This window comes from Mesorhizobium sp. M0074 (genome assembly GCF_040322975.1).
Classification (GTDB): domain Bacteria; phylum Pseudomonadota; class Alphaproteobacteria; order Rhizobiales; family Rhizobiaceae; genus Mesorhizobium.
Genome location: NZ_JAMYUM010000020.1, coordinates 32,068 through 51,510, shown reverse-complemented (window position 1 = coordinate 51,510; position 19,443 = coordinate 32,068). Strand labels below are relative to the sequence as shown.

The following is a 19,443-nucleotide window of genomic DNA, read 5'->3' as shown; positions in this document are numbered from 1 at the left end:
GGTTGATATACGTCACCGGCTTTGCGAGAGGGAAGTGCAGTTCATGGCGTTTCATTCATTCAACGGTCGTTTTGTCGCGGGTCTGGCGCTCGCCGGCTTTATGCTTGCCGCCGCAGGTTGCCAATCGAGCGACAATGGAATTCTCGGCTTCGGCAAAAAGGATACGACACCGCCACCGCCACCCGATCCCAAGGTGCTTTCCAGCCAGCTGCAGGCCTATTGCCCGAAAGTGACGTTGCGTGACGGCACTGCCTTCTTCAATACCTACGCCAAGAGCGGTCCGAAGCCGAAGAAAAAAACCGATGTTGCCGCCGAGGAAGCCGCCCAGCCGGCAGCGGACGCGGCTGGCGCCGATCAGCCGGACGATTCCGCCAAGATCATCTATCAGGCTTCGATCACCGATGTGACCCGCGACTGCAGCCGCGCCAACGGCTCCTTGTCGATGAAGATAGCCGTCGCCGGCAAGGTCGTGCCTGGCCCGATGTTCACCCCCGGCACCATCACCATGCCGATCCGCATCGCGGTGATGCACGGCACCGAAGTTCTCTATTCGCAGCTTCACTCCTATCAGGTCCAGGTTACCGATCCTTCGAGTGCCACGCAGTTCGTCTTCACCGATTCCAACGTCGTCGTTCCGGAGCCGACGGCGAAGGACTACCAGGCATATGCCGGGTATGACGAGGGCGCTCCGAAAGTAGCGACAGACAAGCCGAGGAAGAAGAAAGCCGCCGCGACCAACTGAGCCGCTGCATTCGCGCCACGGCGGTTGGAGGCGGCCTCTCAGGCGTCCGCCGACCATTCCGACAGCGCGGCGATCACGCTTTTCAGTTCCGCCCAGCGGCGGATGACCGTTTCCGCGCCGGCCTCGGTCAGCGCATCGGCGTGGCCGGGATAGCTGTGCGCCGCGCCGGTGAAGCCGATGACGCGCATTCCCGCCGTCTTGGCGCCGGTGACGCCATGCACCGAATCCTCGATGACAAAGGTGTTCGCAGGATCGGCCTTGAGCTTTTCCGCGGCGAACCGAAACACGTCCGGCGCCGGCTTGGATTTCCCGGTCGGGGTTTCCAGCGAGGAAAAGATACGGCCGGCAAAGAACGGCAAAAGCTGCACCTTCTCCAGCATGAATTCGATTCGCTCCGAACGCGAATTCGAACAGACGCAGCGCGGCACTGCTACCGCGGCGACAGCCTCGTGCGCCCCGTCGATGGCACGCACGTCGCTGCGCAGCCGACGATCGACCAGCTGTTCCTCCTTGTCGATCAGCGAGGCCTGGAACGGGATCCGGGACTTTTCCTCGACCCGCATCATGATGTCCTTGAAAGTCAACCCGGCATAGACCTCGGAAATCTCCTCGGCCGATATCTCGTAGCCGGCCGAGGTCAACAGCTCGGCATCGATCCGCGCGGCGATGATTTCGGAATCGACGAGCACGCCGTCGCAATCGAAGATGACAAGGTCTGGCTGGGGCATGGTGATCCGGAAAGCGGGATGAGGGGAATGCCGAGGGCCCTTTGGTCCAAACGGCTCAGGCGGCGCGGCATACACCAACAGGCCGGGCTTCGCAAATTCGGCGGGCTGCTTCACTGAATATTTACGCTGATCGGTAACCATAACGGACAGTAAACAGTAACGCGTGCCTTGGGTGTCACAATGTCTGCCGTGCGTCTTCTCGACGAGCTTTCCGATGCTCCCCAGCAATCCGAGTGGCTGGATACGATCCTGAAGGGCGACTGCGTCGCCGCGCTCGAACGGCTGCCGGAAAAGTCGATCGACGTGATCTTCGCCGATCCGCCCTATAATTTGCAGCTCGATGGCGATCTGCACCGGCCCGACCAATCCAAGGTCGATGCCGTCGACGACCATTGGGACCAGTTCGACAGTTTTGAGGCCTACGACGCCTTCACCCGCGCCTGGCTGCTGGCGGCGCGCCGTGTGTTGAAGCCCAACGGCACGATCTGGGTTATCGGCTCCTACCACAATATTTTCAGGGTCGGGGCAAAGATGCAGGACCTGGGCTTCTGGATCCTCAACGACGTCGTCTGGCGCAAGACCAATCCAATGCCCAATTTCCGTGGCCGCCGTTTCCAGAACGCGCATGAGACGATGATCTGGGCATCGCGCGACCAGAAGGGCAAGGGCTACACTTTCAACTACGAGGCGCTGAAGGCATCGAACGACGACGTCCAGATGCGCTCGGACTGGCTGTTTCCGATCTGCACCGGCGGCGAGCGCCTGAAGAACGACAATGGTGACAAATTGCATCCGACGCAGAAGCCGGAAGCGTTGCTTGCCCGCGTCATGACGGCATCGACCAGGCCGGGCGACATCGTGCTCGACCCGTTCTTCGGTTCAGGAACCACCGGGGCTGTGGCCAAGCGGCTTGGCCGCCACTTCGTCGGCATCGAGCGCGAACAAACCTATATCGATGCCGCCATGGAACGTATCGATGCGGTCCGGCCGCTGGAAGGCGCCAATTTGACGGTACTGACCGGCAAGCGCGCTGAGCCGCGCGTCGCCTTCGTCACGCTTCTCGACAATGGCCTGGTGGCGCCAGGCGCCACGCTTTACGACGCCAAGAAGCGCTGGGCGGCAAAAGTGCGCGCCGACGGCACGCTGGCGATCGGCGACAGTGCCGGGTCGATCCACAAGATCGGCGCCGAGGTGCAGGGGCTGGACGCCTGCAACGGATGGACCTTCTGGCATTATGAGCGCAGCGGCGGCCTGACCCCGATCGACGAGCTTCGCCGCATTGCTCGGCTAGGCATGGAGCGGGCGGGCGCCTGACGGCTTCCGAGTTGCGACAGATCGGTTAATGCGAAGGCTCAACCAACTCCTGGAACCGATTCAAATCACACTTTGATCCCAAGGCGCTCAAGGTCCGCCCTGAGCGTCTTTGCATCGGTGAACAGCACCGACTGCCAGCCCGCCGCCTTGGCGCCGTCGACGTTCTTCTGGCTGTCGTCGATGAACAGCGTCGCTGACGGTTCGAGGCTGAACGCGGCGACGTGGTGGTCATAGATGGCGCGATCCGGCTTGATCTGGCGGATGTCGCCGGAAACGGTGACGCCGCGCGGCCGATTGAGGAAATCGAAGCGCTCGCGGGCCTCGGCGAGCGTATCCGCAGCGAAATTGGTGAGCATCGTCACGTCATGGCCGCTGTCGATCAGGCCGATCATGATGGCGACGCTGTCCTCATAGGCGTGAGGCACCATCTCGTGCCAGTGCCGGCGGAAATTGCGGATATTTTCGGCGTGCTCGGGATATTGCGCGATCGCCAGCGCTTCGGCCTCTTCCCAACTGCGGCCGCGATCCTGCTCGATGTTCCAATCATGCGTGCAGACATTGTCGAAGAACCATTTCCGTTCGTCGGGATCGGGGATCAAGCGACTGAAGGGCAGGTCCGGATCATAGTGGATCAGCACTTTGCCGATGTCGAAAACGATGTGGCGGATTTCAGTCATTCTTCTCTCTTTCAACGCGGCCGCTGCTTTTTCGTCGCGCCCGGCATCGCCGCTTCGATTACCTTTTTCATGACGCTCGGCAGCGCTTCCCCGGAAATTTCATGGGCCAGCGACCAGAAATGCCCGACCGGGGCGGCAACGTCGGTCTCCGCCTTGAACACGTCGAGTTCAAGCGCAAAATGGGTAAAGATATGGCCGATGCGTCCGGCCTGCTGCCAGTTGCCGGGGAGCGGGGCCGCCGCTTCCGTGGTGGCGCCGTCTATGCGCGCCGTCCAGCCGGTCGTCGGCACCTCAGTCATGCCGCCGAGCAGGCCTTTGTCCGCGCGCTTGCGCAGAAGGATGGCGCCGTCGCACCTGACGGCAACGAAGGCGGCACCGCGGCGTAAGGGTCTTTCGGCCTTGGGCAGGCGGACCGGAAAGCGTTCGGGGTCGCCCGAGATCGTGGCGCTGCAGTCCACGCGAACGGGGCACAGAATGCAGCGGGGCCGGCGCGGCGTGCAGATCGTCGCGCCCAGGTCCATCATCGCCTGCGCGAAGTCGCCGGGCCTTGTCAGGGGAACCATGCGTTCGACCTGGCCGCGTATCTCGCCCTTGGCTTCGCCCAGCGGCGTGGCGATCGAAAACAGCCGTGAGACGACCCGTTCGACATTGCCGTCGACGACCGCGGCTGGTCGGTCGAAGGCGATCGCTGCGATCGCCGCCGCCGTATAGGCGCCGATGCCGGGCAGTTCCTTCAAGCCGGACTCGCTGTCCGGAAAGCGGCCGCCTTGCCGCGCGACGAGATCGGCACAGGCTTTGAGGTTACGGGCGCGGGAATAATAGCCGAGCCCGGCCCAGGCCTTCATGACGTCTTGGGTCGGTGCCGCCGCCAGCGCCTGGACCGTTGGCCATTTCTGCATGAACGCCTGAAAATAGGATTTTACCGCCTCGACCGTGGTTTGCTGCAGCATCACCTCGGAAAGCCAGACCAGATAGGGATCGGGCCGCGCCCCGCCCGCCAGCGCGCGCGGCGAAACGCGCCAGGGCAGGTCGCGGTGATGCGCGTCGTACCAGGCAAGCAGCCGGGAGGCGATCTCGACATTGTCTCCGGATACGGCCTTGCGGGTCTGGTCGTGCAGTGCCATTGATCGAGGGTCGGCCCTAATCCATTGGTGCTGAAGCTGGAGAACGCACATGGCAGGGAAAAGGCCCTTCGGCAATCCCGTTCCGGTGAGCGATCTCGCAACCGAGATCCTCGACCCGGTGCTGCGCAAGCGGGCCGGTATGTCGATCGGACTGGTCCAGTCATGGGAAGAAATTGCCGGGCCGCGGCTTGCCGGCCGCTCGCGCCCGGAAAAGATCCAGTGGCCGCGCCGCATGCATGAGGACGATCCTTTCGAACCGGCGGTGCTGGTGATTGCCTGCGAGGGTGTAGCGGCACTGCATCTGCAGCACGAGACCGGCGAGATCATCAACCGGGTCAATGCCTTCCTCGGTTTCAATGCGATCGGCCGGATCAGGATCGTGCAGAAGCCGGTAATGGCGGGCAAGGACAAGCCGAAACCCAGTTTGCGGCCGCTGACTGCGGCCGAGAAAGCGAAGCTGTCGGGCACCGTTGGTTTGATCGAGGACGGCGGGCTGCGCGCCTCGCTGGAGCGGCTTGGCGCCACCATTCTCGGTCAAAAGAAACCGTGATCTCGCGCTATCGTGATGGTATGCCCGGATTTGGCGATTGGAATAGGGGCGGTAATGCCTTAATTCGCGCCAACTCTCGCTTTTTGTAGACTTTGCATTGCAAAATCCAACTATTGCCAGGTGATTCGTATGATCCGTTCCTTGTCCCGCAGAAACCTTTTGACTTCGCTGGCCGCAATACCAGCGGTGGCGCTGCTTGCCGCCTGCAGCGACTCGGGCGAGAAAGCCGAGGCGCAGGATGTGAAGCCTGCGGCTCCGGAACCTGCGAAGCCGGCCGCTCCGGCCGCCGCGGCGGCGCCGGAGGCTCAGGGCACGGTCGATATGGCGGCACTGCTGAAGCCCGGCGCATTGCCCGACATGCAGCTCGGCAAGCACGATGCAAAGGTCACTATCGTCGAATATGCATCGATGACCTGCCCGCATTGCGCGCATTTCGCCGAGACCACTTTTCCGGAGCTGAAGACGAAATATATCGACACCGGCAAGGCCCGTTACATACTGCGCGAGTTTCCGTTCGATCCCAGCGCCGAGGCCGGTTTCATGCTGGCGCGCTGCTCCAAGGACAACTATTTCCCGATGGTCGACGTACTGTTCAGGCAGCAGGCGAACTGGGTTGGTGTGAACAATACCAAGGACGCACTGCTGCAAATCGCCAAGCTTGCCGGTTTTACACAGGAGTCCTTCGAGGCCTGCTTGACGGACCAGAAACTTCTGGACGATGTGAGATCTGTCCAGAAGCGCGGCGCCGACGAATTCAAGGTCGATTCCACACCGACCTTTTTCATCAACGGAAAGACCTACAAAGGGGCGATGTCGATTGCGGAAATGTCGGCCATCATCGACCCTCTGCTCTGACGTTTCGGCAGCGCCGAAGCGGCGTAGCTTCGGCGTGCGCACTTCTTTGTCTTGCCGCGGGTTCTCCTTGCAAAACCGCGGCACAGTTTTGCGAAACTTGGCTATGGGCCGGCGCGAATGAAGTTCTCGCGCCTTCGCCTCCTCGGCTTCAAATCCTTCGTCGAACCCGGCGAGTTCGTCATCGAACGCGGTCTGACCGGCATCGTCGGGCCGAACGGCTGCGGCAAGTCGAACCTGGTCGAGGCGCTGCGCTGGGTCATGGGCGAAAGCTCCTACAAGAACATGCGTGCGTCCGGCATGGACGACGTCATCTTTTCCGGCTCGGGAACGCGTCCGGCCCGCAACACCGCCGAAGTCACGCTGTTCCTCGACAATAGCGACCGCACCGCGCCGTCCGCCTTCAACGACGCCGACGAATTGCAGGTCTCGCGCCGCATCGAGCGCGAGGCCGGCTCGCTCTACCGCATCAACGGCAAGGAGGCTCGCGCCAAGGACGTTCAGCTGCTGTTCGCTGACCAGTCGACCGGCGCCCGCTCGCCCTCGATGGTCGGCCAGGGCCGCATCGGCGAGCTGATCCAGGCAAAGCCGCAGGCGCGCCGCGCGCTGCTGGAGGAGGCGGCCGGCATTTCCGGCTTGCACACACGGCGCCACGAAGCCGAGCTGCGGCTGAAGGCGGCGGAACAGAACCTCGAAAGGCTGGACGACGTCGTCGGCGAGCTGGAGGGTCAGATCGAAAGCCTGAAACGCCAGGCCCGCCAGGCCTCGCGCTTCAAGAACCTGTCGGCCGACATCCGCAAGGCCGAAGCGACGCTGCTGCATCTGCGCTGGACGCTGGCCAAGACGCAGGAAGGCGAAGCGCGTTCGGCGCTGGCGATTGCCACCGCGCTGGTCGGCGACCGTGCCGCCGCCCAGATGGCTGCCGCCAGGGAACAAGGCATCAACGCCCACCGGCTGCCGGACCTGCGCGATGCGGAAGCCGCTGCCGCCGCCGCCTTCCAGCGTCTATCGATCGCCAAGGCGCAGATCGAGGAAGAGGCAGGCCGCATCCGCGCCCGCCAGGCTGAGCTCGACCGCCGACTGCAACAGCTCGATGGCGACCTTGCCCGCGAGGAGCGCATGGTCCGCGACAATGCGGATATCCTCGAACGCCTCGCCGCCGAAGAAGCCGCGCTCAACGCCGAAAACGCCGGCGCCGCCGAGCGCGAGGCCAGCACCCGCGCGGCTTTCGAGCAGGCGGCATCGACGCTTGCCTCGAGCGAGGCCAGGCTCGCCGCGCTGACCGCCGAACGGGCGGAGGCTGCCGCCTCGCGCAACCAGATCGAACGGACGCTGCGCGACACCGCTGAGCGCCGCGACCGCTTTGCCCGCCAGCTTGCCGATGTCGACCGCGAACTGTCGGAGATCGTCTCCAGAGTCGCCGGCCTGCCCGATCCCGCCGAGAAGCGGCTGCTGGTCGATCAGGCGCTGGCGCTGCTCGAAGAGGCTGAGGCAGCCGCCATTGCCGCCGAACAGGCGGTCGCCGAGGCGCGTGCAGGCGAAAGTGCTGGCCGCCCACCGGTTCAGGACGCAAAGGCCGAGCTGGCGCGGATCGAAACCGAGGCCCGCACGCTGGCCAAGATCCTCAACGCCGCCAGCGGCGATCTATTTCCCTCGGTGCTGGAGCAGATCAGCGTCGAGCGCGGCTACGAGACGGCGCTGGGTGCCGCGCTTGGCGAAGATCTCGACGTGCCGCTCGACCGCAGTGCGCCGGTACATTGGGGCCAGAGCGAAATCCAGCCTGCCGACGCCGCATTGCCCGAAGGCATAAGGAGCCTCGCCAGCGTTGTGCGTGCGCCGGCACAGCTGGCCCGCAGGCTGGCCCAGATCGGCATTGTCGAAGCCGCCGACGGAAGACGGCTGCAGACGCTGCTTGCTCCCGGTCAACGGCTAGTCAGCCGCGAAGGCGCGCTCTGGCGTTGGGACGGCTTCACCGCCAGCGCCGATGCCCCGACCGCCGCCGCGCAGCGGCTGGCGCAGAAAAACCGGCTGGCCGAGCTCGATGCCGAAGCAGTCCATGCCACGCGCACCCTGCGCGAAGCTGAACAAGCCCTTGCCCAGGCCGAACAGGCGCTTGCCCAGGCGAGCGAGGCCGAACGCAACGCCCGACAGGCCGGGCGCGACGCCCAGCACGGGCTCGACGCTGCCCGCAATACGCTGGCCGAGGCCGAAAAAGCCGGCGGCGAGCTGTCGAGCCGGCGTGCAGCACTTGACGAGGCGCGCGCACGCATTGTCGACAGCCATGAGGAAACGGCGGCGGCATTCGTCGAGGCGGAAATGCTGCTGCAGGACGCGCCCGATCTCGGCGACCTGCAGTTGCAGCTCGAGCAGTCGGCGGCCAACGTCGCCCGCGACCGCGCCGCCCTTGCCGATGCGCGTGCCGTTCACGAGGGCCTGAGGCGGGAAGCCGAGGCACGTGCGCGTCGGCTCGATGCCATCTGCGCGGAACGGCGCAACTGGGTGGAGCGCGCCGAAAACGCCTCGACACAGATCGCGGCGCTCGGCGAACGCAAGGCAGAGGCCGAGGCCGAGCGCGAGCAACTGGCCGACGCCCCCGACGAGATCGACGCCAAGCGGCGCGCCCTGCTGTCGCAACTCGCCGAGGCCGAAAGCCTGCGCAAGGCAGCGGGCGACCGCTTGCAGGAAGCGGAGAACCGGCAGTCCGAGCTGGACAAGGCTGCGACTGCTGCCATCCAGTCGCTGGCCGAGGCGCGCGAATCCCGCGTTCGCGCCGAAGAGCGGCTGACCGCCGCCGACGAGCGTCGGCTGGAAGTCGAGGCGCGCATCCAGGAAACGCTGAACACGCCGCCGCATCTGGTGATCCGCCACACCGGCCTCGAACCCGACAGCCCGATGCCCGAAATGGCCGAGATCGAGCGTCAGCTCGACCGGCTGAAGGTCGAACGCGAACGGCTCGGTGCCGTCAATCTGCGCGCCGAGGAAGAGCAGAAGGAATTGTCGGACCGGCTGGAGGCCATCGTTTCAGAGCGCGACGACATCATCGAGGCGATCCGCAAGCTGCGGCAGGCGATCCACAGCCTGAACCGTGAAGGCCGCGAGCGGCTGCTCGCTGCCTTCGAGGTGGTCAACGGCCATTTTCAACGGCTGTTTTCGCACCTGTTCGGCGGCGGCACCGCCGAGCTGCAACTGATCGAGTCCGACGATCCGCTCGAAGCGGGGCTCGAGATCCTGGCGCGACCGCCCGGCAAGAAGCCGCAGACGATGACGCTGCTGTCCGGCGGCGAGCAGGCGTTGACGGCGATGTCGCTGATCTTCGCCGTGTTCCTGACCAACCCGGCGCCGATCTGCGTGCTCGACGAAGTCGACGCGCCGCTCGATGACCACAATGTCGAGCGTTTCTGCAATCTGATGGACGAAATGGCCGCAACCACCGAAACGCGCTTCGTCATCATCACACACAACCCGATCACCATGGCGCGCATGGACCGGCTGTTTGGGGTGACCATGGCCGAGCAAGGCGTCAGCCAACTGGTGTCGGTAGACCTGCAGGCGGCCGAAGCCATGCGCGAGGCAAGCTGACGCATCAGCTTAATGGTGGTCTCCACCTCGGCTTTCGACTATAGCACGAGAAAATGGGCCGGATCTGCCGCTCCAGATACCGGCCCGGCTATGCGCGTGGAGAAGCTTGTTGCCTATACTTGTCACCGGAGCCGCGGGGTTCATTGGCAGCCACGTTTGCCACCATCTGCTCGACCGGGGAGAAGCGGTCGTCGGCGTCGACAACATGAACGACTATTACGACCTGGCGCTCAAAAAGGGGCGGCTTGCCCGCCTTCTGCCCCACAAGGATTTTTCATTCCACCAGATCGATATTGCCGAACAGGGCACGCTTGCAGCCGCTTTGGCCGGGCAAGGCATCGTTAGGATCGTGCACCTTGCAGCGCAGGCAGGCGTGCGCCACTCACTCGACAATCCGCGGCTCTATATCCGCTCCAATGTCATGGGCCACCTCGAAGTGCTCGAATTCTGTCGCGCCGAACCGGCATTCGAGCATCTGGTCTATGCCTCGTCGAGCTCGGTGTATGGCGGCAACCGCAGCGTGCCGTTCAGCGAAGCCGATCAGGTCGACAAGCCCGTTTCGCTTTACGCTGCCACCAAGAAAACCGATGAGTTGATGAGCCACACCTACGCCCATCTGTTCGGCATACCGCAGACCGGCCTGCGGTTTTTCACGGTCTACGGTCCCTGGGGCCGTCCCGACATGGCCTATTGGATGTTCACCCAGGCGATGCTCGAGGGCAAGCCGATCCGGGTCTTCAACAATGGCGAAATGTGGCGCGATTTCACCTACATAGACGATGTTGTGAAGGCGGTTGTCGCCGTGCTCGACAAGCCGCCGGCGGCTGACGTTCCGCCGAACAGGCTCTACAATGTCGGCAACAACCGGCCGGTGCGGCTGGGCGACTTCATCGACATTCTGGAAAGGCTGCTCGAGGTCAAGGCAATCCGCCACAACGAGCCGATGCAGGCGAGCGACGTCGAGAAGACTTACGCCGACATGACCGCGCTGGAGCGGAATTTCGGCTTCAGGCCTAGCGTTTCGATAGAGGACGGGCTGAAGAAGTTTGTTGACTGGTACCGGCCGTACTCGAAGCAGTGATTTGCATCGCTCGCCGTGACGCCTTCAAGCGTGACACCTTGGAGTGGGGCGCAAGTCGGTCCGCAAAAGCACCATTTTGTCCTAACATCCTGTTAACCACATGCTTGCTGAAAAGTATCCGATTAACCTTTGAGGCGCTTATGACCGCTATGTTTCGTGGCTTGCTGTTCAGTATGAGCTGTGTGGATGTGCGGATTCGGGGGCTATTTCGGTTCAGTCCGGGATGCGGAAGCTTTGCTTGCGCGCATGACGTCTGCGATCGCCCATCGCGGGCCGGATGAACAAGGGAAATTCGTAGCGCCCGAGGCTGGGCTTGGGCATGCGCGGCTGTCGGTGATTGGAATTGGTGATGGCCAGCAGCCGATGTCCGACGAAACCGGCAATTTGACGATTGCGTTCAACGGCGAGATCTTCAACTACGTGGAATTGCGCGAAGGGCTGCTGGCCAAGGGCCGACGCTTCCGCACGTCGAGCGATACCGAAGTTCTCCTGCAGCTGTATGACGAGATGGGCGAAGACTGCCTGTCGCTCCTGAACGGTGATTTCGCCTTCGCGATTTGGGATAACCGGCGGCGGCGGATGGTGCTTGCAAGAGACCGCATGGGTGTTCGGCCGCTGTTCTACACCAGCAAGGACGGGGTGCTCTACTTTGCGTCGGAGATAAAGGCCCTGCTGAAGGTACCCGGCGTCTCGGCCGAAATCGATCCGATTGCACTCGACCAGATCTTTACGCTGTGGGCGCCGATCGCTCCACGCACGGCTTTCCGCAACATCCACGAGCTGGAGCCGGCAAGCGTGATGATCGCGACACAGGGGCAAGTCACGGTCAAACCATATTGGCACCTAGACTACCCGTATCCGGATACGCCATCGAAGATCACCAATGAGGACGACGCGGCCGAGGAACTGCAGGCCCTGTTGACCGACGCGGTGAGGCTTCGCATGCGCGCCGACGTGCCGGTCGGTTCCTACCTTTCGGGCGGGCTCGATTCATCCCTCGTTTCGGCACTCGCGGCCGGCATGACTCCTCTTAAGCTGCAGACATTTTCCGTGACGTTCGACAGCGCCGAGCATGACGAAAGCGCCTTCCAGACCGAAATGGCGTCAGCACTTGGCACGCGCCATCGAACCATTGCGTGTCGTGCCGGCGATATCGCCGGTGTGTTTCCCGAAGTCATCCGCTTTACCGAGCGGCCGATCATCCGCACCGCCCCGGCCCCCCTCTATCAATTGTCTGGCCTCGTTCGCCAGGCCGGTTTGAAAGTGGTGCTGACAGGCGAAGGCGCCGACGAGGTGTTTGCCGGTTATGATGTCTTCAAGGAAGCGCGGGTTCGCCGTTTCTGCGCGCGACAGCCGGCATCGCGCATCAGGCCACAACTGTTCCGCAAGCTTTATCCCTATCTGCCGGGCCTGCAACAGCAGTCCGTGGAGTACCTGGCTGCGTTCTTCGGAACCGGCAGCGCTGCCCTGGACGATCCGCTGTTCTCGCATCGGCCGCGTTTCAAGACCACATCAGCGGCGAAGATGTTCTTTTCCGGTGACCTGCGCGCGACATTGAAGGGGTATGACGCAGCCGAGGACCTAGCCAGCCGGTTGCCTGAGGCATTTTCCCGGTGGCATCCGCTGCATCAGGCGCAATATCTCGAAACCCGCTTTCTCTTGCCGGGCTACATCCTCTCCAGCCAGGGCGATCGCATGGCCATGGCGCACGGTATCGAAGGGCGATTCCCCTTCCTTGACCATCGCTTGGTAGAGTTTGCGGCCAGACTTCCGCCGGAGATGAAGCTGAAGGGACTGGTGGAAAAACACATATTGCGCAAAGCTGCCAAGCACCTGCTTCCGACGGCCATCCGCGAGCGCACCAAACAGCCTTACCGGGCACCGGAAGCCCGCTCCTTCGTTGGAGCGGGAGAACTGGACTACGTACGCGACTCACTGAGCGAAGCGAGCATCGCCGCCGGCGGACTATTCAACGCCAAGGCGGTGGCGAACCTGCACGAGAAATGCCGCTTGCAGCCAGCGTCCGGATTCCGCGACAATGCGGCTTTCGTCGGCATTTTGTCGACGCAACTGTGGCAGAAGATTTTCACTGGCGAAAAGGTCGGTGCAGCACGAGCGGCCTGAGAAATCGAGGGAATGAAAAATCATGGTAGCAATCAAGGACAAGGTCAAAGCCTTTATCGTCGACAACTTCCTGTTCGGGGACACGTCCTACGAGCTTGCAGACTCCATATCACTGATCGAGAACGGCATCATCGACTCGACGGCCGTGTTGGAGCTCGTGGCATTCATAGAGGATGATTTCGGCATAGCGATGGTCGATGCCGACATCGTACCGGCCAATCTGGATTCGATTGACCGCATCTCAGCCTTCATCAAGGCAAAGGCAGAAGCGCTGGCAGCGTAGGCGCCATCGGCGAGGAGCGTCCGTGCGGATCGAACATTTTCTGACGGCGAAGGCCGCTGCCCATCCAGCCAAAACGGCATTGATCACCGAGCACAAAAGGCTGTGCTATGAAGAGCTGGACGATCTTTCGAGCCGTCTGGCCGCCGCCCTTTTCATGAATGGCGTCAGTCGCGACGACCGGGTCCTGATCTTCATGGACAATTGCTGGGAGGCTGCGGTTTCGATTTTCGCAGTTCTTAAAGCAGGCGCGACTTTCAGTCCGATCAATGCATCCACCAAGGCCGAAAAGCTGGCCTACATCATCGCCGATTGCGACGCAGCTGCGATCCTCACGCAAGCAAAACTGATGCCCGTGGTCGCCGAGGCGTGCGGATCGTCCGGCAAGACCGGCATCTTCGTGGCCTCCACCGTTGGTGCCGATAACCAATGCCCGGCAGGGGCCACATCCCTGGCGGATTGCTTGACGCTCCAAGCCAGGGAGATTGACCACCGCGGCGTTGACGTCGATCTTGCGATGTTGATCTACACCTCGGGCTCGACCGGCCGGCCCAAGGGCGTGATGATGACGCACCGCAATTGCGACGCGGCGGCGGGCTCCATCATCACTTATCTGCGCAACTCCCCAGACGACATCATCTTGAATGTTCTGCCCCTCGCTTTCGATTACGGCCTCTATCAATTGCTGATGACCGTCAGGCTCGGCGCCACGCTCGTGCTCGAGAAGTCCTTCGCTTTTCCCCAGGCGGTCTTTGAACGCATCCGCCAGGAAGGCGTCACCGGGCTTCCGCTCGTGCCCACGATGGCAGCGATGATCCTGCAGATGAGGGACCTGGCGCCGGGCTTCCTGCCCAGCCTTCGCTATATTTCCAACACGGCGGCTGCCTTGCCGCCGCCTCACATAGAACGCCTTCGGTTCCTTTTCCCCGGTGTCAGGCTCTATTCGATGTATGGCCTGACGGAATGCAAGCGCTGCACCTATCTGCCGCCCGAGGAGCTCGACCGCCGGCCGGGCTCGGTCGGAATAGCCATTCCGAACACCGAAGCCTTTGTCGTCAACGACGAGGGGCAACGGGTGCCGCCGGGCGTAGCAGGTGAGCTGGTCATTCGCGGGCCGCACGTCATGCAGGGTTATTGGCGAAACGAAGCTGCGACGGCACGAGCCTTGCGCCCGGGTCCGAACCCTTGGGAGAAGGTTCTCTACACCGGCGATCTGTTCAGGGCCGATGAGGAAGGCTTTCTTTATTTCGTCGGCCGCAAGGACGACATCATAAAGTCGCGGGGAGAGAAGGTGGCGCCCAAGGAAGTGGAAGCCGTGCTTCATGCTCATCCGGGCATCGCGGAAGCGGTGGTTGTCGGTGTGCCGGATCCCGTGCTCGGGCATGCGATCGGCGCAGTTATCGTACGGTCCGACCCAGCGCTTAGCGAAAAGGATATCATACGCCACTGTGCACGCCACCTTGAGGACTTCATGGTCCCCAAGGTCATCGAGTTCCGCCGCGAGCTGCCGAAGACCGATACCGGCAAGGTCAGCCGTCGGCTTGCGGCAGAAACCATGGAGGCCGCGCAATGAATGTTCGCCCGACCGAGGATGCGCGGACCTTTCTGGCGCAGGCTCTGGCAATCGACCTGATCACTGAAACGGACCGTATCGTAACGGCCTTGCGCCAGCAGTTGCGCGGGCTTCGCAAGCGGGGCCTTGTGCTCGGTCTTTCGGGCGGGATCGATTCGAGCGTGTCGGTCGCGTTGGCGGCACGAGCCGTCGGCCCCAAGAATGTGCTTTGCCTGTTCATGCCGGAAAGCGATTCCGATCCTGAAAGTCTGCGGCTCGGCCGCCTCGTCGCCGAAACTTTCGGTGTCGAGGCTGTGACGGAGGATATCGGGCCGGCCTTGCGCGCGATGGGCTGCTACCAGCGCCGCGACGCCTTCATCCGCGAATTGGTCCCGGAATACGGCGAAGGCTGGGCCTCGAAGATCGTGATCGCGAACGCGCTCGAGGGCCAAGGCTATAATATCTCGTCGCTGGTGGTGCAGGATCCCGAAGGCAAGCAGACGAAACTGAGAATGCCGTTGCCTGTCTATCTCGGCGTCGTCGCCGCTACCAATATGAAGCAGCGCACCCGCAAGCAGATCGAATACTATCATGCTGATCGTCTGAACTTCGCCGTTCTTGGAACACCGAACCGGCTGGAATATGATCAGGGATTCTTCGTGAAGAACGGTGACGGCGCCGCGGACGTCAAGCCGATCGCCCACCTCTATAAAACGCAGGTCTATGCGCTGGCGGCCCATCTCGGTGTTCCGGAGGAAATCCTGAACCGGCCTCCGACCACCGATACCTACTCGCTGGCGCAGACCCAGGAGGAGTTCTACTTCTCGCTTCCTTATGACCGTATGGATCTTTGCCTTTACGCTCTCAACAACGGCGTGGCGGCTGAGGTAGTGGGGCAGGCCGCGGGGTTGGCCGCCACACAAGTGGAACGCGTCTGGGCCGATATCATCGCCAAACGCAAGGCGACGCGCTATCTGCACCAGCGTCCGCAACTCGTCGAGGAAGTCGAAGAACTCGGTACCTGACCTGCTTCGAGACCGGCCACGTCCCAAAAAGCGCCTTAGGGTCAAAACTCAATCAGCAGGCTGCCGCCAATGGCCGAGAGGGGCGGGAGGTTGCCGTTCGTCTCATCTGCCAGACGAGCACGTTGCGCCAGGAGCGGAAGCTTAGCAGGGGTCACGCCAGCGCCCAGTTAGCGCTACGAAGCAGACCTTCAGCCTGTGCCGGAAGCGGGGCCTGGCTTACCAAGTGGCATATCCAGGAAGCGCGTCCCCCTCCTCAGCTAGGCACCGTTTTCGGCTCTACGCTATACCTGCGCGACGAGCCCCTTCCTTAATCGCAGCGAGGGCCAGAGGATTGGTGACGGGATAGGTTCGGATGAAGTTCTCGACGGTGAACCTTGGAAACTCGACGGCAATCCGCCTGGCGATCGACTGCGCCTGCGCCGGCTCTTCGAGCAGCGCGTGACACAGGGCACGGAACATCAGAGTGACGGGAATATCCGGCGGACTTTGGCACAGCGACGACAGACTGTCGGCATAGCGACCGGCGACGAACCGCGCCCGGGCGAGCTGCGCGTAGTACCAACTCGGAGCCTGCGGATTGAGGCGAAGCGCCCGTTCGGCAAGAGCACAGCCTTCTTCCGGATTTCCACACACGAGAGCTCGGCTTGAGGCAAGCATCGACAGCACATCGGCGTCATTGGGTGCCAGGGCCAGCGCCCGGTCGTATTCCTCTGCGGCCCCGCTGATATCGCCGTCAATGGCGCGGAGAGCGCCCATGTAAAGGCGCGTCATCGGATCGGTAGGGTCGAGCGCCAGAGCCTTTTCCACGCATTTTCGCCAGCGCTCGACCGAAGCGGCTGAATCTGGCGTGAAGGCATTGAAGGCGTCGACCGCATGTGCCAATCCCAACGTCATCCAGGCCCGCGCGAAGCCGGGGTCGAGTTCCACGGCGCGGGACAGCATGCGTATAGCTTCTGCCCTCGCATCGGTCGTGAATCTGTCGTGCAGTTCCACCCCGAGTAGATAGCAGTCGTAAGCACCCAGGCTCGAGGGAGGCTTCCGCCGAGCCACCTCACGCCCGAGATTGGCGAGCTTGCCGAAAGTGCCTGCCAGGGCATTGATGACGTTCTGTGTGATGCTGTCCTGCATGAGAAAAAAATCATCGGTCGACTCGTCGAACCGCGCCGACCAAAGGTTGGCTCCGGTCCGGGTGTCGACCAGCTGCACCGCGACGCGGACACGCTGTCCGATCGCCTGGAGGGTCCCTTCCAGCAGGTAATCGGCGTTCAGTTCCCGTCCAACCGAGCGTGTGTCGCTCGCCCGTCCCCGATAGGACTGCATGGTCTGGCGCGAAATGACCGCAAGGTCGGGATAGCGCGCTAGGTCGCCGATCATGTCGGCCGACAGGCCGTCTGCCAGCCGCGTCCAGCCGTCGTCGGCGCTCAGGTTTTCGAACGGCAAAACCGCAATTACCGGCGGCTTACTGTCGTCGACGGAAGAAAGGCCTGGTTTGGCACCGACGATCTTGCCCGCAGTAGCGGGGTCGATCAAGACACGGTACACGCGAACCGGCTCGGCGATACTTTTCATTTTCTGCTCGCCGAGTGAGGCAAAGCCGATCGGCACCTTTCCCCTCACATGGTCGCAGGCGGTGGCGGAAATCGCGATTCCTCCAGGTTCCGCCAGCCCTTGCAGCCGATCGGCGATGTTCACCGCATCGCCGTGGATGTCGTCACCCTCAACGATAACATCGCCCAGATTGATGCCGATGCGGAAATCAAGCCGCCGTTCTGGCTGCGTGAGAACGTTCACCTCCGCCTTCTGTTGCTGGATTTCGACCGCGCAGCGTAGGGCGTCGACCACACTGTGGAACTCGACCAGCATCCCATCTCCCATGGTTTTCACCAGTCGACCATGGTGCGCAGCGATCCTTGGCTCGAATACTTCGTTCAGGTCGGTTCGGAAAAGCGCACGCGTACCCTCGTCGTCGATCTGGCTCAAGCGGCCATAGCCGACGACATCGGCAATCAGGACGGCTGCGAGATGACGTTCCATCCCCCCAATCCTTCGCGGATTGTTACCCGCTTTCCAAGCTTACAGCAGGTCGCAGGTTGATGCCATTGCCGCCGCCCCTGAAAGACAGCTTTTCGGGTCTGTGTACCATGCTGCATGAGAGCCCGAATGTCGGACAAGGGTCAGATCGCGTCATGCGACGCTCCCAACTGGATGACGGCAAAGGGTCGAACTCGGTCGTTCAGAGTGATTGGGTTTTGACCCAAGCATTTTGCAGCCAAGTGGAAACGCGCCTAAAATAAATAGATAGAGCGGGATGCTCGGTTCAACTTGAAAGCATCCCGCCTCAGCTGAAACGGCTGCCGATCAGCCGGCTCCACTGCTCGCCCGCAAGCCCGTTCAGGAAAACTTGCGAGTTCTTCATGGCGTCCAGAAGCTCTGGATCGCGTGAATGCACCACCGTTGAGGCAACGGTCAGGAAAGCAATGCGTCGTCCAAGCATCGCCTCCAGAAGTGCAGGTTGAATGCGTCCGCGCAGGCCGCTGACGCCGCGCGCGGCGGCGTGATCGATCAGACAGTCAATCACCGGGCCCGCCTGGCCGGGGAGGGCAAAGATCTGCAGCACGCGACCAATTTCATACTTTCGTGCGTAATAGGCGAAAGCGCCGACATTGGTGCCGACTGGCGACGTCACACAAACGTAGACAAGCTCGCCCAGATCCGGCTTTTGTGCCGCATCGGTCAGGATGTGGTCGAGTTGGCCTTCCGTCCAATCTGGGCGCAGGGCGAATTGAGCGGTAAACGGTTCGATGAGCCTGGCAAATGCGTGGCTGTCGATTTCGGATGTGCGAAACGCTCCGTGGCCTGCCCCGTCCACCGCCACACCCGACCAACGTCGTTCGCTGGACGTCATCCTTCTGCAGTAAAATCGGTCGACTGTACGCGCCAGCGGATTGAGCATTCGCGCAAGCGCCATGCGATTGGCGGAAAGGCTGAGCATGAAGGCCGCGGGGCGCATCACGCGGACCCAGTCAAGGCTGTATTGCGGCAGGACCACGCCGCGCAGCCGGGTCCACAATTTCACGGAAATATCGTTGGCCGTCTCGCTGAAGGAGATGTCCTGCGGACCATCCAGGTAAGCTTTCAGCAAGCGGGCGCCGGCCAGCGGGTCGTGCTCATGGTCCTCGACCATGAGCGAGCTACAGATGGCCGCGCGTAGTTGTCGGCCGTTGAACGTCATAGACAGGACGTGGACGCCGACAAATCCGGAGACGCGACCGGCGTCGTTGACATGGACAAGCGACCGGAGGTTGTCTGCGCAACCGGGCGCATCCAGATAAAACCGTTTCATGTATTCCACGAGAGAGGCCGGCGCTTCGGTCCTCTCCTTCAACAGCACGCGCTGAAACATGTTCGCAACTGCCGGGAGGTCGGCGCCTTGCAAGGCGCGAATGACGCTCAAGCCCGGCTCCCGCCACCAAAGTCCCATCCACCGAGCTTCCGGGCCAGGGCGACGCGAGGCACGAGAACATCGGGCGCGCGTTCCAACTCGACGCCCATGAAGCCGTGCAACCTCGGCCAGTTGCGATCGCCCCGGTGACCGAACGGAGTGCTGAATTGCTGCGGCAAGATGGAACCCTTTGCTTGACCGACGAAAAACCGGCGTCATTGCTGCTAGCAGATTCAGGTAAACCGATATTAAAGTCGTTGCTTTGAATGGTAGCGAACCGGGTTTGTCCGGCGCGCTCAGCGAATGTGGATTGATTACGCATTCCACGGCGAACCATAGCGGCTACCCAAAAGTTTCCGGCCGATCTAGCAAG

The 19,443-nt window shown here is 62.4% G+C and carries 15 protein-coding genes; 10 read left to right on the top strand and 5 right to left on the bottom strand.

Translation table 11 applies throughout. The features are described from left to right. Window positions 1–43: 43 nt before the first annotated feature. Window positions 44–742, top strand: coding sequence for a hypothetical protein (locus NKJ73_RS24470; RefSeq protein ID WP_023674152.1), 699 nt, complete (start codon window positions 44–46; stop codon window positions 740–742). A gap of 38 nt (window positions 743–780) precedes the next feature. On the opposite strand, the gene NKJ73_RS24465 is transcribed toward NKJ73_RS24470, so the two are convergent. Further along, on the bottom strand, window positions 781–1,470 hold the full coding sequence (locus tag NKJ73_RS24465; protein WP_023674153.1) for an HAD family hydrolase: 690 nt from the start codon (window positions 1,468–1,470) through the stop codon (window positions 781–783). A gap of 180 nt (window positions 1,471–1,650) precedes the next feature. Here NKJ73_RS24465 and NKJ73_RS24460 point away from each other — a divergent pair, with 180 nt between their 5' ends. Beyond that, the gene (locus NKJ73_RS24460; protein WP_023674154.1) at window positions 1,651–2,784 is read left to right on the top strand and encodes a site-specific DNA-methyltransferase; all 1,134 of its coding nucleotides are present in this window, start codon (window positions 1,651–1,653) and stop codon (window positions 2,782–2,784) included. Window positions 2,785–2,849: 65 nt separating this feature from the next. On the opposite strand, the gene NKJ73_RS24455 is transcribed toward NKJ73_RS24460, so the two are convergent. Together NKJ73_RS24455 and mutY are read right to left on the bottom strand one after the other, a co-directional pair. Then, entirely contained in the window at window positions 2,850–3,461 is a 612-nt protein-coding gene (locus NKJ73_RS24455) for an HAD family hydrolase (protein ID WP_023674155.1), read from the bottom strand. A gap of 11 nt (window positions 3,462–3,472) precedes the next feature. Beyond that, window positions 3,473–4,585: an A/G-specific adenine glycosylase gene (mutY, locus tag NKJ73_RS24450; protein WP_023674156.1), complete on the bottom strand. Its 1,113-nt coding sequence runs from the start codon at window positions 4,583–4,585 to the stop codon at window positions 3,473–3,475. Window positions 4,586–4,634: 49 nt separating this feature from the next. Between mutY and NKJ73_RS24445 the strand changes: the two genes are divergently transcribed. From NKJ73_RS24445 to nadE, 8 genes are all read left to right on the top strand, one after another. Next, window positions 4,635–5,135: a DUF721 domain-containing protein gene (locus NKJ73_RS24445; protein ID WP_023674157.1), complete on the top strand. Its 501-nt coding sequence runs from the start codon at window positions 4,635–4,637 to the stop codon at window positions 5,133–5,135. Between the two features lie 129 nt (window positions 5,136–5,264). Further along, complete coding sequence (locus NKJ73_RS24440) at window positions 5,265–5,990, top strand: DsbA family protein (protein ID WP_352571386.1); 726 nt, start codon at window positions 5,265–5,267, stop codon at window positions 5,988–5,990. A gap of 117 nt (window positions 5,991–6,107) precedes the next feature. Beyond that, window positions 6,108–9,566 (top strand): chromosome segregation protein SMC, encoded by a 3,459-nt coding sequence (gene smc / locus NKJ73_RS24435; protein WP_352571385.1) that lies wholly within the window; start codon window positions 6,108–6,110, stop codon window positions 9,564–9,566. Between the two features lie 109 nt (window positions 9,567–9,675). After that, window positions 9,676–10,647 (top strand): NAD-dependent epimerase/dehydratase family protein, encoded by a 972-nt coding sequence (locus NKJ73_RS24430; protein ID WP_352571384.1) that lies wholly within the window; start codon window positions 9,676–9,678, stop codon window positions 10,645–10,647. Between the two features lie 186 nt (window positions 10,648–10,833). Further along, window positions 10,834–12,771 (top strand): asparagine synthase (glutamine-hydrolyzing), encoded by a 1,938-nt coding sequence (gene asnB, locus NKJ73_RS24425; protein ID WP_352571383.1) that lies wholly within the window; start codon window positions 10,834–10,836, stop codon window positions 12,769–12,771. A 19-nt stretch (window positions 12,772–12,790) separates the two neighbouring features. After that, window positions 12,791–13,054: an acyl carrier protein gene (locus NKJ73_RS24420; RefSeq protein WP_352571429.1), complete on the top strand. Its 264-nt coding sequence runs from the start codon at window positions 12,791–12,793 to the stop codon at window positions 13,052–13,054. Between the two features lie 22 nt (window positions 13,055–13,076). Next, a complete protein-coding gene (locus NKJ73_RS24415; protein ID WP_352571382.1) occupies window positions 13,077–14,624 on the top strand; it encodes a class I adenylate-forming enzyme family protein in 1,548 nt (515 codons plus the stop codon). Next, complete coding sequence (nadE, locus tag NKJ73_RS24410) at window positions 14,621–15,628, top strand: NAD(+) synthase (RefSeq protein ID WP_352571381.1); 1,008 nt, start codon at window positions 14,621–14,623, stop codon at window positions 15,626–15,628. Before NKJ73_RS24415 ends, nadE begins: the two co-directional genes overlap by 4 nt. Window positions 15,629–15,904: 276 nt before the next feature. Here the strand turns inward: nadE and NKJ73_RS24405 are convergent, their stop codons facing one another. Next, window positions 15,905–17,662 carry an adenylate/guanylate cyclase domain-containing protein gene (locus NKJ73_RS24405; RefSeq protein WP_352571380.1) on the bottom strand — a complete coding sequence of 586 codons (1,758 nt, stop codon included), beginning with the start codon at window positions 17,660–17,662 and terminating at the stop codon, window positions 15,905–15,907. A 304-nt stretch (window positions 17,663–17,966) separates the two neighbouring features. Then, the gene (locus NKJ73_RS24400; protein WP_023674166.1) at window positions 17,967–19,082 is read right to left on the bottom strand and encodes a hypothetical protein; all 1,116 of its coding nucleotides are present in this window, start codon (window positions 19,080–19,082) and stop codon (window positions 17,967–17,969) included. Between the last annotated feature and the right edge of the window lie 361 nt (window positions 19,083–19,443).

Coding starts and splice junctions, on each gene's coding strand:
- NKJ73_RS24470 (WP_023674152.1), top strand. CDS start 44: ATGGCGTTTCATTCATTCAACGGTCGTTTTGTCGCGGGTCTGGCGCTC.
- NKJ73_RS24465 (WP_023674153.1), bottom strand. CDS start 1,470: ATGCCCCAGCCAGACCTTGTCATCTTCGATTGCGACGGCGTGCTCGTC.
- NKJ73_RS24460 (WP_023674154.1), top strand. CDS start 1,651: ATGTCTGCCGTGCGTCTTCTCGACGAGCTTTCCGATGCTCCCCAGCAA.
- NKJ73_RS24455 (WP_023674155.1), bottom strand. CDS start 3,461: ATGACTGAAATCCGCCACATCGTTTTCGACATCGGCAAAGTGCTGATC.
- mutY (WP_023674156.1), bottom strand. CDS start 4,585: ATGGCACTGCACGACCAGACCCGCAAGGCCGTATCCGGAGACAATGTC.
- NKJ73_RS24445 (WP_023674157.1), top strand. CDS start 4,635: ATGGCAGGGAAAAGGCCCTTCGGCAATCCCGTTCCGGTGAGCGATCTC.
- NKJ73_RS24440 (WP_352571386.1), top strand. CDS start 5,265: ATGATCCGTTCCTTGTCCCGCAGAAACCTTTTGACTTCGCTGGCCGCA.
- smc (WP_352571385.1), top strand. CDS start 6,108: ATGAAGTTCTCGCGCCTTCGCCTCCTCGGCTTCAAATCCTTCGTCGAA.
- asnB (WP_352571383.1), top strand. CDS start 10,834: ATGTGCGGATTCGGGGGCTATTTCGGTTCAGTCCGGGATGCGGAAGCT.
- nadE (WP_352571381.1), top strand. CDS start 14,621: ATGAATGTTCGCCCGACCGAGGATGCGCGGACCTTTCTGGCGCAGGCT.
- NKJ73_RS24405 (WP_352571380.1), bottom strand. CDS start 17,662: ATGGAACGTCATCTCGCAGCCGTCCTGATTGCCGATGTCGTCGGCTAT.